Origin of the sequence: Pseudomonas sp. F(2018) (assembly GCF_005508865.1) — a bacterium.
Taxonomy (GTDB): domain Bacteria; phylum Pseudomonadota; class Gammaproteobacteria; order Pseudomonadales; family Pseudomonadaceae; genus Aquipseudomonas.
In genome coordinates this window covers 447,312-462,829 of the sequence record NZ_SCOM01000002.1, presented here as the reverse complement: position 1 = coordinate 462,829, position 15,518 = coordinate 447,312, and the positions used below count along the sequence as shown (strand labels likewise).

The 15,518-nt window shown below is 64.5% G+C and carries 17 protein-coding genes; 10 read left to right on the top strand and 7 right to left on the bottom strand.

Annotated features, from left to right (window positions below):
- Nucleotides 1-21: 21 nt before the first annotated feature.
- Nucleotides 22-801: an AraC family transcriptional regulator gene (locus FFS62_RS10195; RefSeq protein ID WP_171016304.1), complete on the bottom strand. Its 780-nt coding sequence runs from the start codon at nt 799-801 to the stop codon at nt 22-24.
- Between the two features lie 227 nt (nt 802-1,028).
- Between FFS62_RS10195 and FFS62_RS10190 the strand changes: the two genes are divergently transcribed.
- Nucleotides 1,029-1,973, top strand: a complete 945-nt coding sequence (locus FFS62_RS10190; RefSeq protein ID WP_137972703.1) for a triacylglycerol lipase — start codon at nt 1,029-1,031, stop codon at nt 1,971-1,973.
- Nucleotides 1,974-2,024: 51 nt separating this feature from the next.
- Nucleotides 2,025-3,062: a lipase secretion chaperone gene (locus FFS62_RS10185; RefSeq protein ID WP_137972702.1), complete on the top strand. Its 1,038-nt coding sequence runs from the start codon at nt 2,025-2,027 to the stop codon at nt 3,060-3,062.
- Here FFS62_RS10185 and FFS62_RS10180 read toward each other — a convergent pair.
- Nucleotides 3,059-3,931, bottom strand: a complete 873-nt coding sequence (locus FFS62_RS10180; RefSeq protein ID WP_256662190.1) for a DMT family transporter — start codon at nt 3,929-3,931, stop codon at nt 3,059-3,061. The genes FFS62_RS10185 and FFS62_RS10180 overlap by 4 nt on opposite strands.
- Before the next feature lie 305 nt (nt 3,932-4,236).
- Between FFS62_RS10180 and FFS62_RS10175 the strand changes: the two genes are divergently transcribed.
- On the top strand, nt 4,237-4,455 hold the full coding sequence (locus tag FFS62_RS10175) for a DUF2970 domain-containing protein (protein ID WP_137972700.1): 219 nt from the start codon (nt 4,237-4,239) through the stop codon (nt 4,453-4,455).
- Here the strand turns inward: FFS62_RS10175 and FFS62_RS10170 are convergent.
- Nucleotides 4,452-5,504: an ABC transporter substrate-binding protein gene (locus FFS62_RS10170; RefSeq protein WP_256662189.1), complete on the bottom strand. Its 1,053-nt coding sequence runs from the start codon at nt 5,502-5,504 to the stop codon at nt 4,452-4,454. The two genes, FFS62_RS10175 and FFS62_RS10170, sit on opposite strands and share 4 nt — an antisense overlap.
- Before the next feature lie 484 nt (nt 5,505-5,988).
- On the opposite strand from FFS62_RS10170, the gene FFS62_RS10165 reads away from it, so the two are divergent.
- Together FFS62_RS10165 and FFS62_RS10160 are read left to right on the top strand one after the other, a co-directional pair.
- Nucleotides 5,989-7,647: a nitrite/sulfite reductase gene (locus FFS62_RS10165; protein ID WP_137972699.1), complete on the top strand. Its 1,659-nt coding sequence runs from the start codon at nt 5,989-5,991 to the stop codon at nt 7,645-7,647.
- Nucleotides 7,631-8,128 (top strand): DUF934 domain-containing protein, encoded by a 498-nt coding sequence (locus tag FFS62_RS10160; protein ID WP_137972698.1) that lies wholly within the window; start codon nt 7,631-7,633, stop codon nt 8,126-8,128. The genes FFS62_RS10165 and FFS62_RS10160 overlap by 17 nt, the downstream gene beginning before the upstream one ends.
- A gap of 44 nt (nt 8,129-8,172) precedes the next feature.
- On the opposite strand, the gene FFS62_RS10155 is transcribed toward FFS62_RS10160, so the two are convergent.
- A complete protein-coding gene (locus tag FFS62_RS10155; RefSeq protein ID WP_137972697.1) occupies nt 8,173-8,751 on the bottom strand; it encodes a TetR/AcrR family transcriptional regulator in 579 nt (192 codons plus the stop codon).
- Between the two features lie 107 nt (nt 8,752-8,858).
- Between FFS62_RS10155 and FFS62_RS10150 the strand changes: the two genes are divergently transcribed.
- Nucleotides 8,859-9,296 carry a hotdog fold domain-containing protein gene (locus FFS62_RS10150; RefSeq protein ID WP_137972696.1) on the top strand — a complete coding sequence of 146 codons (438 nt, stop codon included), beginning with the start codon at nt 8,859-8,861 and terminating at the stop codon, nt 9,294-9,296.
- Nucleotides 9,297-9,342: 46 nt separating this feature from the next.
- Here the strand turns inward: FFS62_RS10150 and FFS62_RS10145 are convergent, their stop codons facing one another.
- The gene (locus tag FFS62_RS10145; protein WP_137972695.1) at nt 9,343-10,332 is read right to left on the bottom strand and encodes a YhdH/YhfP family quinone oxidoreductase; all 990 of its coding nucleotides are present in this window, start codon (nt 10,330-10,332) and stop codon (nt 9,343-9,345) included.
- A 9-nt stretch (nt 10,333-10,341) separates the two neighbouring features.
- Nucleotides 10,342-11,364 carry a protease SohB gene (gene sohB / locus FFS62_RS10140; protein ID WP_137972694.1) on the bottom strand — a complete coding sequence of 341 codons (1,023 nt, stop codon included), beginning with the start codon at nt 11,362-11,364 and terminating at the stop codon, nt 10,342-10,344.
- A 209-nt stretch (nt 11,365-11,573) separates the two neighbouring features.
- Between sohB and FFS62_RS10135 the strand changes: the two genes are divergently transcribed.
- From FFS62_RS10135 to FFS62_RS10120, 4 genes are all read left to right on the top strand, one after another.
- Nucleotides 11,574-12,284, top strand: a complete 711-nt coding sequence (locus FFS62_RS10135; RefSeq protein WP_137972693.1) for a histidine phosphatase family protein — start codon at nt 11,574-11,576, stop codon at nt 12,282-12,284.
- 61 nt (nt 12,285-12,345) lie between these two features.
- Nucleotides 12,346-12,660, top strand: coding sequence for an SCP2 sterol-binding domain-containing protein (locus tag FFS62_RS10130; RefSeq protein ID WP_137972692.1), 315 nt, complete (start codon nt 12,346-12,348; stop codon nt 12,658-12,660).
- Nucleotides 12,661-12,868: 208 nt separating this feature from the next.
- Complete coding sequence (locus FFS62_RS10125; protein ID WP_137972691.1) at nt 12,869-13,936, top strand: phosphotransferase family protein; 1,068 nt, start codon at nt 12,869-12,871, stop codon at nt 13,934-13,936.
- A 24-nt stretch (nt 13,937-13,960) separates the two neighbouring features.
- A complete protein-coding gene (locus FFS62_RS10120; RefSeq protein ID WP_137972690.1) occupies nt 13,961-14,728 on the top strand; it encodes an SDR family oxidoreductase in 768 nt (255 codons plus the stop codon).
- A gap of 60 nt (nt 14,729-14,788) precedes the next feature.
- Here the strand turns inward: FFS62_RS10120 and FFS62_RS10115 are convergent, their stop codons facing one another.
- Nucleotides 14,789-15,439 (bottom strand): hypothetical protein, encoded by a 651-nt coding sequence (locus FFS62_RS10115; RefSeq protein WP_137972689.1) that lies wholly within the window; start codon nt 15,437-15,439, stop codon nt 14,789-14,791.
- Between the last annotated feature and the right edge of the window lie 79 nt (nt 15,440-15,518).

The window sequence follows — 15,518 nt, the reverse complement described above, 5'->3', positions numbered from 1 at the left end:
GCCCGATTCGCCGACGCCAGCCTAGCCGGCGAACAGGCGAATGCCGCGCGGATGGGCCAGCACGGCGGACGGGCTCATGCCGATGATGGTGCGAAAGGTGTGGCTGAAATGGGCCGAGTCGGTGAAGCCGGCGGCCATCGCCGCATCGGTCAGGTTGAGTCCCCGCGCCACGCCCACGCTGGTGACGAACAGCCGGTGCCACTGGCGATAACGGCGGATGGGCACACCGATCTTCTGGCGGAACAGCTGGGTCAGGCGCGGCACCGACAGGCCCACCTGCTCGGCGAGAAATTCGATGGACTGGTTGCACGCCACGTCGGTCTTGATCAGCTCGATGGTGCGGACGATGCGCGGATCGCTGGCAAAGCCGGGCGGAGATTCCTGGCGTGGGTTGATCAGCCTTTCCAGCCAGTCGTAGACCTCGGGGGGCTCGGCGCTGCGCCGGTGCAATTCGTCGAAGCTGGTGATGCAGGCCGCCTCGTCTTCCAGGTCGATGTGCAGCGGCCCACGTCGCGTGGTCATGCGCGGCGCCAGCAGGGCGTGATCCTCACCGAACACATCCAGATAGCAGATCGCTACTCGCGAGCTGCCGCTGTCCACGCTCAGCTCCAGCCCTGCCGGCAACAGGGCGCTGCGGCAACGCAAGGCATCGCTGCGGCAACGGATCAGCAGCTCGTCGTCGAGGGCCACCAGGAGCATGGCCGCGGCCTGCGACAGCTGCAGCGGCTCGGGAAAGAGATTGAGGGAGAAAGTGCGCTTGTCCCACAAATACAGCAGGACCGGGGCTTCGCTCGGGTGCATGGACGTGTTTCGCCCTGTTCTTGTTGTTCTTGTGGGCGGCAGGGTAACCACAGACGCACGAACGTTGAAAGTCCATCTGCCAACCCCATCGCAATTATTTATGTACCACCGGGTTGATTTCATCAGTTCTTACAAGCCGACCTAGTGTTCGGGTGTTTTCATGGCCGCCACCTCCGCTGCTGTGTGCGGAGCTACAAAAACAAAAAACGAACACACAGGTACTCACCATGAAGAAGCTGCTCATCCCAGCGCTGGCCGCCCTCGGCCTGTGCGCGACCCTCCCTGCCCTGGCCAACACCCAGTCGCAGACCAAGCACCCCATCGTCCTCGTCCCCGGCATTTTCGCCTTCGACACCATCGCCGGCATCGATTACTGGTACCAGATCCCCAGCGCCCTGCAGAGCCAGGGCGCCAAGGTTCACGTACCGAAGATCAATGCCTTCGACAGCTCGGCCAAGCGCGGCGAATCGCTGATCGCCCAGCTCGAGCAGATCCGCGCCAGCTCGGGCGGCACGGTGAAGAAGTTCAACCTCATCGGTCACAGCCAGGGTGGTCTCACCACTCGCTATGTGATGAACACCCGCCCCGACCTGGTGGCCTCGGTGACCACTCTCAACTCGCCACACAAGGGTTCGCCGCTGGCCGATCTGGTCACCGGCGTTGCGCCGCCCGGCAGCCTGCAGGGCGTGGCCTTCGACGTGTTCGCCAACGCCGTCGGCAACCTGGTCAACCTGCTGTCGAACAACAAGAAGAGCCCCTCGGACGTGCGCGCCATGCTCGCCGAATTCAACAAGCCGGGCGCCACGGCCAACAACCAGCGCTTCCCCACCGGCGTGCCGACCACCTCCTGCGGCGAAGGCCCGGAAACCGTCAGCCTCAACGGCAACAGCATCCGTCTCTACTCCATGAGTGGCACGGCGCCGCTGACCAACGTGCTGGACATCTCCGATCCGCTGTTCGGCGTCACCTACTTCGCCTTCGGCTTGAGCGAAGCCAACGACGGTGTCACCGGCCGCTGCTCCAGCCACTTCGGCAAGGTGCTGAAGGACAACTACTTCATGAACCACCTGGACATCACCAACCAGGTCTTTGGACTGGTGTCGCTGTTCGAGACCAATCCGAAAACCGTGTACCAGACCCAGGCCAACCGCCTGAAGAACCTCGGCCTGTAATCCGTGGACGGGCATGGTGCACTGCACCATGCCCGTCGCGAGGAGCGTTCTATGTCCAGCAGAATCATCCTGGCCGCCCTGGCCACGGGCGCGGTGATAGTCGGCGGCACCTTGCTGCTGTATCGCCCGCAACCCACCCCCACCGCACTATCCGCAGCCCCCAACGAATCCGCCCCGCTCGCCGTCACGCCGCCCAGCGACGAGCGCAGCCAGCAGGCCATCGCGCTCAATCGACAGCTGCGCCAGACGCCTGCCGCCGCCCTGGTCGACCCGGGCCCGCTGCCGCCCTCGCTGCAGGGCACCAGCCACGGTGTGACCCTGCGCGCCGATGCCCAGGGCAACCTGGTGCTGCAACCCGACCTGCTGCACCTGTTCGACTTCTACCTGGCCGGCCGCGAAGAGGAAGGCCTGGACAAGGTGCTGACCCGCATCCACCAGGACCTGGCCGCGCAGCTCAAGGGCAATGCCCTGGACCAGGCGCGCGACCTGCTGAGCCGTTACGTGGACTACCGCATCGCCCTGCAGAACCTACCCGAAGCCGATAGCTCGATGGACGCCGGAGCCTTGCGCCAGCGCCTCGACGCGCTCAACGCGACGCGCCAGCAGTATTTCAGCGCCGAGGAATACGCGCTGTTCTTCGCCAACGAGAACGCCGAGAACGAGTACATGGTGCAGCGCCTGGCGCTGGGCCAGCAGAGCGGCCTGAGCGAGGAGCAGCGCCAGCAGGCCGTGGCCGAGCTGGAGCTAAAGCTGCCCGAGGAAGTTCGCGAGACCCGGGCCGCCAGCACCCGTCAGGGCGAGCTGTATGCAACCACCCAGGCCATGCTGGAGCGCGGCGCCAGCGCCGAGGAAATCCGTCAGGTACGCGAGCAGGCACTGGGCAGCGAGGCCGCCAATGCTCTGGCCGAACTGGATCGCCAGCAGGCCGCCTGGAAGCAGCGCCTGGCCGACTACGCCAGCGAACGCAACCGCCTGCGCGCCGCCGGGCTCAGTGACAGCGAGCTGCAGAGCGCCGTCGCCGAACTGCAGGCCAGCCGTTTCGACGAGCTGGAGCGCAAGCGCGTGCAGGCCCTGGACGCGGATCTCTAACGCGGTCGCGGCAGGCGATTGCACAGGTAGATACCGGCAATCGCCAGCGCCCCACCGATGGCGATCTGCGGGGTCAGGCGCTCGTCCAGCAGCAACGCGCCGAACAGCACGGCGGTCAGCGGATTGAGCGCGATGAACACCCCGGAGCGGGTCGCACCGAGCTGGCGGATGCCGTCGTAGTACCAGAGGTAGGCCAGCGCCGAGCCGATGGCGCCGAGGTAGAACAGGCTCAGCCACTGGCCGCTGCTCGGCAGCGCCCAGGTCCCGGGCACCAGGGCCCAGGCGGTGGCGCACAGCATCAGGGTGCCCAGCCAAATCGAGTAACTCACCGTGTGCAGCGGCCCCAGCGCCTGAGACAGCCCGCGGGAGAATACGCTGTAGATCACCCAGCTCAGCACGCAGCCGAGAATCAGCAGGTCGCCCCACCAGGTGCCAGCGAGCAGCGAGCCTTCGCGCCCGAGTATCACCAGGCCGGCGCCGAGCAGGCACAGGCCGATACCCAATAACCGCAGCGGTGTCAGGCGCTCGCCGTAAAAACAGAAACCCGCCAGGGCGATCAGCGCCGGATTCAGCGCGACGATCAGCGCAGCCCGCGAGGCGCTGGTGTGCTGCAGGCCGAAGAAGAAGCACAGGTTGTACATAAAGATGCCGCAGCCGCCGAGCAGCGCCAGCTGACACCATTGCCGCAGTGAAGGCCTCGGCCAGGGAGCTCCGCTGAAAGGCAGCACCAGCGCCAACGTCAGGCTGGCGATGACGAAGCGCATGCTGGCTGCCAGCAACGGCTCCATGGCGCCGGCCAGATAACGTCCGGCGACGAAGGTACCGCCCCAGATCATTGCTACCGCTACCAGCTTCACATAGACCCACATGCCGAACATCCCTTTGGCTTCGTTTCGCCCAGCATCCAGCAATCCAGGCTAATCGCAAAATCAGCGAAACTCATGGCAGCCTACCGCTGCAATCAGCTAATCCGCACGCCGGACACGGTTGTCTTGGGGTGACGCAGTAACGGTGGTGGCGGAGCTGTGGGTAACGAACGGACCGGCGCGAGACCTCGCCAGCGCTTAGCGCCTTCATCGAGCTGGCACCGAACTGCTGCGCAGCGGCGCGCTGAATCTGACGGTCGAACCCGCGCGGACTACTAACCTATAAGGTAAACCGAGTGGAGAAACCCATGGACGAGCAGGACAAAGACAAGCCGCTGACCTTCCGCGAGATGCTGCAAAGCGTGCTGGCCGCCGCCTTCGGCGTACAGAGCGGCAAGAACCGCGCGCGCGATTTCAGCCGCGGCAAGCCGAGCCACTTCATCCTGCTCGGCGTGCTGTTCACCTCGATCTTCGTGCTGGTGCTGTTCGCCCTGGTCAGGCTGGTGCTGCACCTGGCCGGGGTTTAGCGCAGCAACTCGTCGATGGAAAACGAATAGGCCCGCATGTCCGGATTGCGGGTGGCACTGAAACGACGGAAATCCAGGCCTATGTCGCTGCGAGCAAGGCGCGCCTGCAGCTTCTTCGCCTGTCGTGCATCGACCAGGCGCAGCAGCCGTGCGGTCTGGTCCTTGCCACCGCGCTCGGCGAAATCGAGGCCGGCGTCATAGTCGTGCAGCATCACCAGGGCGCAGCCGCCGAGGATGAAATGCCCGGTGACCAGTGCAGCGAACTTGCCGTCCATGCGCGCCTGCAAGGCGCTCTGCGAATTGTTCAGTGCCGTATAGAGAAGCTGCCGGCCCTGCTCCTGCGCAGCCTGCATCGCACCGAAGGCCATCTCGTCGTTGGCCGACCAGATCATCTCCACGTGCGGATAGCGCGGCAGCAGCGCCTTGGCCTGTTCGTAGGCACGCTGCTGGCGCCACTCGCCGTAGAGCAGCTGACGCAGGCGCACCTGTGGATGCTCCGCCAGAGCCCGGTGCAGCCCTGCCTCGCGCAGGGTGGCCGATGGGGTGTTCTTCACCCCGGAAAAGGCCACCAGCTCGCCGCCGCCCGGGGCCTGCTCCATCAGGGCCTTGGCCATTAGGTAGCCGGCCTCCTCGTCGTTGGTAACCAGGCTGCCGATCCATTTGCGGTACTTGCCGCGGGGTCCGCCGACCAGCTGCTGCTGTTCCATGGTCAGTGTGCTGTGCAGGGCGAACAGGCGGATGCCGCTGTCGGCCAGCAGGCGCAGGATCTCCGGCCCAAGGTACTGCTCGTTGGCAAACAGCAGGTAGTCCGGCTTCTGCGGTCGCTCCAGTACCGCGCGAGCGTTCTGCAGAATGGTCGCGGCATCACGCTCGCCATACAGCACCTCCAGCTGCATGCCGAGGTCGCCGGCCGCGTCCTGCATATAGAGGCTGTAATTGACCCAGAAGCGCTCGTGGGAATAGCCCGGATTGAGGAACACCACGGAGGTGGCCTGAGCCGAGAGGCACACGAGGCTCAGGCAGAGGAGCAGAAAGGCACGCGGGAACAAATCATGAATCCAGATTCAGCATTATCGCGGCGCATTATACAGAGCATCCCTCTGGCCAACTGCCACCATCGATTGTGCCCAGCCATAAAAAAGGGCCAGCGCGGATGACCGCGACTGGCCCTCTTCTTCGGTATGGCTGCTTACTGATGGCTGACCCAGAATACTGCGGTGCTCACCGCCAGCATGATCAGGGCGAAAATGGCCCAGGCATCGACAACACTGTCCTTTTCGTCCGCGGTGGTTTGCTCGGTCATGGTGCCCCCGTTGTTGTGGTTATGGGTTTCCAAGAGTTAAGACCAGCAGTGCCGCGCTCTCAAGTCGGCTCACTTATCTACTTTAGCTATGTACTTATATGGAAACTTCATTTTTTCGAATATTCATGAGCTGTTATCTTTGCCCAGCCCTGATAAAGAGCGCGTTTACCGTGCGCGCGAAAAAGCCAATTTCTGCCTGATGAAGCAGTAGCCTGACCCACAGGACCCCTATGTACGTATACGACGAGTACGATCAGCGGATCGTCGAGGACCGCGTCAAGCAGTTCCGCGACCAGACCCGCCGCTACCTGGCCGGCGAACTCTCCGGCGAGGAGTTCCGCCCTCTGCGCCTGCAGAATGGCCTCTACATCCAGCGTTATGCACCGATGCTGCGCGTCGCCGTGCCCTACGGCCTGATGTCGTCCCGGCAGGTGCGCATGATGGCCAAGATCGCTCGCGACTACGACAAGGGCTACGCCCACATCAGCACCCGGCAGAACGTGCAATTCAACTGGCCGGAGCTGGAGGACGTGCCGGACATCCTGGCCGAACTGGCCACCGTGCAGATGCACGCGATCCAGACCAGTGGCAACTGCATCCGCAACACCACCACCGACCAGTTCGCCGGCGTGGCCAAGGACGAGCTGATCGACCCGCGCCCCTGGTGCGAGATCATCCGTCAGTGGTCAACCTTCCACCCCGAGTTCACCCACCTGCCGCGCAAGTTCAAGATCGCCGTCAACGGCGCCGTGAGCGATCGCGCCGCCATCGAGGTGCATGACATCGGCCTGGAAGCGGTGCAGAACGACGCCGGCGAGCTGGGCTTCCGCGTCTCCGTCGGCGGCGGCCTGGGGCGGACTCCCATAGTGGGCAGCTTTATCAACGAGTTCCTGCCGTGGCAGCACCTGCTCGGCTACCTCGACGCGATCCTGCGCGTGTACAACCGCTATGGCCGTCGCGACAACAAGTACAAGGCGCGCATCAAGATCCTGGTCAAGGCTCTGACCCCGGAGGTCTTCGCCGAGAAGGTGAATGCCGAGTTCGCTCACCTCAAGGATGGCCCGACCACCCTGACCGAGGCCGAAGTCGCCCGTGTCGCCGCCCACTTCATCGACCCGGCCTACCGCGAGCTGGCCGATCAGGACGCCGAACTGGCCGCCCTCGACGCCCAGCACCCGGGCTTCGCCCGCTGGCGCCAGCGCAACACCTTTGCCCACAAGAAGCCCGGCTACGTTGCCGTGACCCTGTCGCTCAAGCCCACCGGCGTGGCGCCGGGCGATGTCACCGACAAGCAGCTGGACGCCATCGCCGATCTGGCCGATCGCTACAGCTTCGGCGAGGTGCGCAACAGCCATAACCAGAACATCATCCTCGCCGACGTCGAGCAGCAGCAGCTTTTCACCCTGTGGGGCGAGCTGCGCGAGCTGGGCTTCGCCACGCCGAACGTGGGCCTGCTGACCGACATCATCTGCTGCCCTGGCGGCGACTTCTGCTCGCTGGCCAACGCCAAGTCGATCCCGGTGGCCGAGGCCATCCAGCGCCGCTTCGACGACCTCGACTACCTGTTCGACATCGGCGACATCGACCTGAACATCTCCGGCTGCATGAATGCCTGCGGCCACCACCACGTCGGCCACATCGGCATCCTCGGCGTGGACAAGAAGGGCCAGGAGTTCTACCAGGTCTCGCTCGGCGGCAGCGCCGGCCGCGAGGCCAGCCTGGCGCAGATCCTCGGCCCGTCCTTCGCTCAGGAGCAGATGGCCGACGTGATCGACAAGCTGATCAAGGTCTATGTCGAGCAGCGCACCGAAGAAGAAACCTTCCTCGACACCTTCCGCCGTGTCGGAATCGACCCGTTCAAGGAGCGCGTCTATGCAGCGAATCATTAAGAACGGCCAGGTGCAGGACGAGACCTGGCACCTGCTGCCTGCCGACGCCACGCTGGACAGCATCAGCAACAGCGACGACCTGATCGTGCCGCTGGCCCTGTGGCGCGAGCACGCTCATGCGCTGAAGGCTCGCGACGGCGGCCTGGGCGTATGGCTGGAAGCCGGCGAGGAGATCGAAGAGATCGTCGACCAGTTGGACAACTTCCAGGTGATCGCCCTCAACTTCCCCGCCTTCACCGACGGCCGCCACTGCTCCAGTGCCTACCTGCTGCGCAACCGCTACGGCTACAAGGGCGAGCTGCGCGCCATCGGCGACGTGCTGCGCGATCAGCTGTTCTCCTACCAGCGCGTGGGCTTCGATGCCTTCGCCCTGCGTGCGGACAAGGACCCGGTCGATGCTCTGAAGGCCTTCGAGGAGTTCGGCGAGGTCTACCAGGCCTCCACCGACCAGCCGCTGCCGCTGTTCCGCCGCCGCGCCTGATCCGGCTCCATGAAAAAAGCCCCGCACTGCGGGGCTTTTTCGTTTCAGGCCTTCACCGATTCCCAGGCGATGCTGGCCAGTAACTCGCGGCAGTCCGCCAGCTGGGTATGGGTGCGCCCCGCCAGCCAGTTACGGGCGAAGTCATGGGTCGGGCCGATGATCACCGAGCCGAAGCAGTCTGCCGGCATGGCCTTGAACAGGCCCTCCTGGCGATAACCGGCGAGGGCATCGAGGATGCGCTGGTAGTGCACGCGGTTGGCCTCGCGCAGCTGCTCGCCCATCTCGCTGGCCTCGACCCGCCCGCGGCTGTGCAGGACGAAGCGCGCCCAGTCCGGGTTGGCCACCACCCAGTCGATGTAGCTGGTGACCAGCAGCCTGACGCAGGCCTCGGCGCTGTCGGCCTTGGCGAAGCCCTCCTCCAGCAACGCGGCGTATTCGGCGGTACCGGCCAGGTAGAGCGCGCCGATGATGCGCTCCTTGTTGCCGAAGTGGTGGTAGAGGCTGCCGATGCTGGCGCCGGAACGGTCGCGGATCATCTCGATGGTGGTGGCATCCACGCCGGTTTCGGTGAAGCAGGCCAGGGCGGCCTGGAGGATTTCGTCTTTGCGGGAACGGCGAGCCATGAGGCTTCCTTGTTGAAATAGAATAAATTTCTAGAATTAAATTCTGATATTCGTATACTGCCTCGGCGCGCGCTTCTCTTCAATGCCATCCATTTCAGGAGCACCCCATGAGTCAGATGATGCAGATGTACAAGCAGGCCGGCCCGGCACAGTTCAGCGCCATGATCGGCCAGGTCGCGCCCTACTTCGCCAGCATCGCCCCGCAGTTCGTCGAGCTGCGCCCGGGCTACGCCGAAGTGACCTTCCCCAAGCGCCGCGAAGTCCTCAACCACATCGGCACCGTGCACGCCATCGCCCTGTGCAACGCTGCCGAGCTGGCCGCCGGCACCATGACCGATGCCTCCATCCCTAGCGGTTACCGCTGGATTCCGCGCGGCATGACGGTGGAATACCTGGCCAAGGCCAAGGGCGACGTACGCACCGTGGCCGATGGCAGCGCCATCGACTGGAGCCAGACCGGCGACATCAAGGTGCCGGTGGTGGCCTACGTGGAAGGCGAGCCGGTGTTCCGCGCCGAGATCACCATGTACGTCAGCCAGGCGTAAAGCGAAAAGGCCCGGCATTGCCGGGCCTTTTCTCCTGCTCGGCGTCTCAGCCAAGATTGACCAGCACCCGCCCGACCATCTGGCCGGCGAGGATCTGTTCGATGGCCTTGGGCAGCTGCTCCAGGCTCACTTCCTCGGCCAGGCTCTCCAGGTTGCTTAGCTTCCACTGCAGGGACAGCTTGTCCCACATGGAGGCCTTGACCACCAGTGGCAACTCCACCGAATCCACCCCCAGCAGGTTGACCCCACGCAGGATGAAGGGCGCCACACTGCCCTTGAAGTCCATGCCGGCGGTCAGGCCGCAGCACGCCGCGCTGGCGCCGTAGCGCAGCGACTTGACCACGTTGAACAGGATGTCGCCACCGACGGTATCCACCGCACCGGCCCAACGCTCCTTGAGCATGACCTTGTCCGTGCCTTCCTGCAGCTCCTCGCGCGGCACTATCTGCTGGGCGCCTAGCTGGTGCAGGAACTCGCCCTGCCCAGCCTTGCCGGTGGATGCCGCGACGTTGTAGCCGAGGCGCGCCAGCAGGGCGACGGCGATGCTGCCGACGCCGCCGGTGGCACCGGTCACCAGCACCGGGCCGGCGGTCGGCGTCAGGCCGGCCTGCTCCAGCTTGTCCACGCACAGCGCAGCGGTCAGGCCGGCGGTGCCGAGCAGCATGGCCTCACGCAGCGACAGGCCCTTGGGGCGCTTGATCACCCAGGCGGCCGGCACGCGGATGTACTGGCCGAAACCGCCGGCAGTGTTCATGCCCAGGTCATAGCCGGTGACGATCACCTCGTCGCCCGCAGCGAACTCACCCACCGACGACTCCGCCACCACGCCGGCGGCGTCGATGCCCGGGGTATGCGGAAAGGCCTTGGTCACGCCGCGGTTGCCGCTGGCGGACAGGGCGTCCTTGTAGTTGAGCGAAGAGTACTGCACGCGAATCAGTACCTCGCCGGCCGGCAGCTCGGCGACATTGCGCTCCACCACCCTGGGCACGAAGGCGCCGTTTTCCTCACTGACCAGCAGAGCCTTGAAGGCAGTCATGGCTTACTCCTACCAGAATCGTTGTTGATTGAGACGGCTCCACCAGCTCAGCAGCAGGCGGTCCAAGGTGACGCTGGCGGCCAGACCGAAACGCTCCGGCAGGCTCTTCTTCTCGGCGAAATGCAGATGGAACAGCTCGGCCTCGCGGGCGCGTTCGGCCAGGTATTCGTCGCTGGTCTTGAGCTCATCGACCAAATGCTTGCTCAACGCCGAGATGCCCAGCCAGACCTCGCCGGTGGCGATCTCGTCGATCAATAGCTGCGGCCGGTAGCGGGCCACGAAGTTCTTGAACAGCTCGTGGGTGGTCTCCAGGTCCTCCTGGAACTTCTCCCGGCCCTTCTCGGTGTTCTCGCCGAACACCGTGAGGGTGCGCTTGAACTCGCCGGCAGTGAGGACCTCGACGTCGATATCGTGCTTCTTGAGCAGGCGATGGACGTTGGGCAGCTGGGCCACCACGCCGATGGAGCCGAGAATGGCGAAGGGGGCGCAGAGCACCTTGTCGCCAATGCAGGCCATCATGTAGCCGCCGCTGGCGGCGACCTTGTCCACGCACACGGTCAGCGGCACGCCGGCCTGGCGGATGCGCGCCAGCTGCGAGGAGGCCAGGCCGTAGCCATGCACCATGCCGCCGCCGCTTTCCAGGCGCAGCACCACTTCGTCCTGGGCGGTGGCCAGGCTCAGCAGCGCGGTGACCTCGTGGCGCAGGTTGTCGGTGGCCGAGGCCTTGATGTCGCCATCGAAATCGAGCACGAACACCCGCGGCTTGTGACCGCCTTCCTTCTTCTGCTGCTTGGCCTGCTTGGCTTCGGCCTTGCGCTGGGCCTTGAGCTGCGCCTTGTCCAGCAGCTCGTGTTCCAGACGCTCGCGCAGCGCCTTGTAGAAATCGTTGAGTTTGTGCACCTGCAGCTGGCCGCCGCCCTTGCCGCGTCCTTTGCCACGCAGCGCGGCGATGGTCAGCAACACCACGATGATCGCGACCACCACGGTCAGGGTGCGGAGCAGAAAGTCCGCATAATCCAACAGAAACTCCACAGGTTTCCCCTCGTCTATCCTGCCCCAGAGCCCAAGCCAGGCACCCGCCGGCCCCCAGCATACCGGCGCGAGCGGCTGCCGGCCAATCGCGACGAGCCGTGCGTCGGTCGCCCTCGGCGAATTCAAACAAGCGTATGTTTTTTCGTTGACAGCGGCCCGACTCCGGCCCTACCCTCGCGAAACTTCAACCCGCCGGGATCGACTGGGACGTGGGCAGCATCTACCTGATTCGACATGGCCAAGCCTCATTCGGTGCAGACGATTACGACGTACTGTCACCGCTCGGCGTGCGCCAGGCCGAAGTACTCGGCGACCATCTTGCCGAGCTTGGCATCAGCCTCGACCGCTGCCTGAGCGGTAGCCTGCGCCGTCAGCAGCACACCGCCACCGCCGCCATGCAACGCTGCGTGGCCGCCGGGCTGAACGCCCCGGAGCTGGAGATCGACCCGGCCTTCAACGAGTTCGATGCCGAGGCGGTGATCCGCAACCTTCTGCCGGCCATGCTGCCGGACGAGCCGGACGCCCTGGCCATCCTGCGTAACCCCAAGGACAACCGCGCCGCCTTCCAGCACCTGTTCGCCCGCATCATCCGTCGCTGGGTCAGCGGCGAATATGACCAGCCCGACCACGACACCTGGCAGGGCTTCGTCGATACGGTGAACGGCGGCCTGCAGCGCCTGCTGGCACAAGCCGAACGCGGCCAGCACATTGCCGTGTTCACCTCCGGCGGCACCATCACCGCCCTGCTCCACCTGCTGAGCGGTGTGCCGGCGGATAGAGCCTTCGAACTCAACTGGCAGATCGTCAATACTTCGCTCTCGCGCCTGCAGTTCCGTGGCAGTGAGGCGACCCTGGCTTCCTTCAACAGCCGTGTGCATTTGGAGCTGTTGAAGGCCCCGGAACTCATCACCTATCGCTGAGTCCGGCCCACAGCGGCCCGTATAAGGCCGTCAGTAACCCTTGATAACAAAGGATGAAACCATGAGCTCCGTTGCCGACACCATCAACACCATGAAGTCCAAGTTCAACGCCAGCGCCGCCGCCGGCCTGGACCTGGTGTTCCAGTTCAACATCGAAGACGGTGAGAACTACGCGCTGATCGTCAAGGACGGCACCTGCGACGTGCAACAGGGCGACAATGCCAACGCCAACGTCACCCTGATCATGGACAGCGCCACCCTGGCCGGCATCGCCAGCGGCGAAACCGACGGCATGCAGGCCTTCATGGGCGGCAAGCTGCGCGCCGAAGGCGACATGATGCTGGCCATGAAACTGGCCGAGCTGTTCCCGGTATAAGCCCTCGGGCAAAGCCTGCGACGCAGAAACCGGAGTCCTAGGGCTCCGGTTTTTTTTCGCCTGCCGTCGCGCATCGCGAGCAAATCAGGCCCCTTGATCGACAACCAACAGCCACATCTATAACGCTGTGCTTTGCTTGTTAGGGCCCGCAGGCAACATTAGATTAGCCAATGATTAGTGGCACCCATCATCATCAGAAGGGATAAGCATGACGCTGACAGACCAGTCCACCGGCATCCGCGAAGGCGAAGAGCTCGATGCCGCGCAGATCGACCCGTACCTGAAGGCGCACATCCCCGGTCTCACCGGTACGCCGCGCATCAGCCAGTTCCCCGGCGGCGCCTCCAACCTGACCTACCTGCTGGAATACCCCGAGCAGGAATTCGTCCTCCGTCGCCCGCCGTTCGGCCATAAGGCCAAGTCGGCCCACGACATGGGCCGCGAGTACCGCATCCTCAACCAGCTCAACGCCGGCTTCCCGTACTGCCCCAAGGCCTACGTGCATTGCACCGACGAGTCGGTGATCGGCGCCGAGTTCTACGTGATGCAGCGGGTCAAGGGCATCATCCTGCGCAGCGACATGCCGGCCGAGCTGAACTTCAGCGCCGAGCAGACCAACGCCCTGTGCAAGAGCTTCATCGACAAGCTGGTCGACCTGCATAACGTCGACTATCAGGCCTGCGGCCTGGCCGATCTGGGCAAACCGGAAGGCTACGTGAAGCGCCAGATCGAAGGCTGGAGCGACCGCTACGAGAAGGCCCTGACCCCCGACGCGCCGACCTGGGAACCGGTCAAGGCCTGGCTGCGCGAGAAGATGCCGGCCGACCACCACAAGCCGGGCATCGTGCACAACGACTACCGCTTCGACAACGTGATCCTCGACCCGGCCAACCCGATGCAGATCATCGGCGTGCTGGACTGGGAGCTGACCACCATCGGCGACCCGCTGATGGACCTGGGCAACACCCTCGCCTACTGGATCGAAGCCGCCGACCCGCAGCCCATGCAGCTGATGCGCCGCCAGCCGAGCAACGCGCCGGGCATGCTGAGCCGCCAGGAGTTCGTCGACTACTACGCCCAGCGTGCCGGCATCCAGATCGACAACTTCGACTTCTACTACTGCTACGGCCTGTTCCGCCTGGCCGGCATCGTCCAGCAGATTTACTACCGCTTCTTCCATGGCCAGACCAAGGACAAGCGCTTCGCCCAGTTCATCATGATGAACAAGCTGCTGGAGCAGGCTGCCCTGCAGGTCATCAACAAATCCACCCTGTAACCCGGCTCAGACAAGGTACTAGCAATGTCCAAGACCAACCTGTTCGACCTCGACGGCAAGATCGCTTTCGTCTCCGGCGCCAGCCGCGGCATCGGTGAGGCCATCGCCAAACTGCTGGCCCAGCAAGGTGCCCATGTGATCGTCTCGAGCCGCAAGATCGACGATTGCCAGAAGGTCGCCGACGCCATCGTCGCCGACGGCGGCAAGGCCACCGCCATCGCCTGCCACATCGGCGAGATGGAACAGATCAGCAACGTCTTTGCCTTTATCCGCGAGCAGTTCGGCCGCCTCGACATCCTGGTCAACAACGCCGCCACCAACCCGCAGTTCTGCAACGTGCTGGACACCGACCTGGGCGCCTTCCAGAAGACCGTCGACGTCAACATCCGCGGCTACTACTTCATGTCCATCGAAGGCGGCAAGCTGATGAAGGCCAACGGCGGCGGCTCGATCATCAACGTCGCCTCAATCAACGGCGTCTCGCCGGGCGAGTTCCAGGGCATCTACTCGGTGACCAAGGCAGCCGTGATCAGCATGACCAAGGTCTTCGCCAAGGAGTGCGCGCAGTTCGGCATCCGCTGCAACGCCCTGCTGCCGGGTCTGACCGACACCAAGTTCGCCTCGGCGCTGACCAAGAACGACTCGATCCTCAACGTCGCCCTGCAGCGCATCCCGCTCAAGCGCGTAGCCGCTCCGAGCGAGATGGCCGGCACCGTGCTGTACCTGGCCAGCGATGCCTCCAGCTACACCACCGGCGTGGCGCTGAACGTGGACGGCGGCTTCCTCTCCTGAGGCTTGCACCGGACATGAAAAAGGGACCCTAGGGTCCCTTTTTGTTTGCCTGCGAAAGACCTACTGCCAGTCCTTCAGCGCCTGCTCAGCGGCCTGGTTCATCGGCCTGGCCAGCAGCCCGGTGGGACTGAGGCTGACGGTAAAGGCGGCGCCGTCGGCGATCGGCAGGTAGGTGACACGCGCAGCCTGCGGATCGAACAGGAACAGGTCGCGCTGTCCCAAGCGCAGCCAGCGCCACAGGTCGATGCCATAGGGACTTTGCGCCAGCTGCACCTGGGCATGACGGGCACTCTGCTGCTGCTCGATGGCGAGGAAGCGGCCGGAGAGTTTCTCCAGGCGGTAGCCGGGCTCCAGGCCGATCAGTGCGGCCAGGCCCTTCCAGTCCAGCAGGCGAGCGTCCAGCTGCCACAGATCGCCCTCCAGGGTGACCTCACGCTCCTCGCCACCCTCCAGCAGGTTGACCCGGTAGCGCTGCGGGCCGTCGGCGGCGAAACTCAGGGTCACCAGCGGCTTGTCCTGTACCTGGGCGTCATAGCTGCGCAGGTCATAGGCGACCACGCCAATCAGCAGCGCCAGGGCCAGGAAGGCCAGGCCGGCGGTGCCGCGCAGCCAGGCGAGGAACCAGTTGGGAGCGAACAGGATGCGGGCGGCGATGAACAGCGCCAGCAGGGCCAGCAGGCCGGTGAACCAGGCCAGGCCGTCGTACTGCATGCGTGTGATTCCTTATACGAATTTTTCTCGGCATTATGCTCAGCAGCTGCGGGGCGAACCAGCAACGGCGCCGCACAAT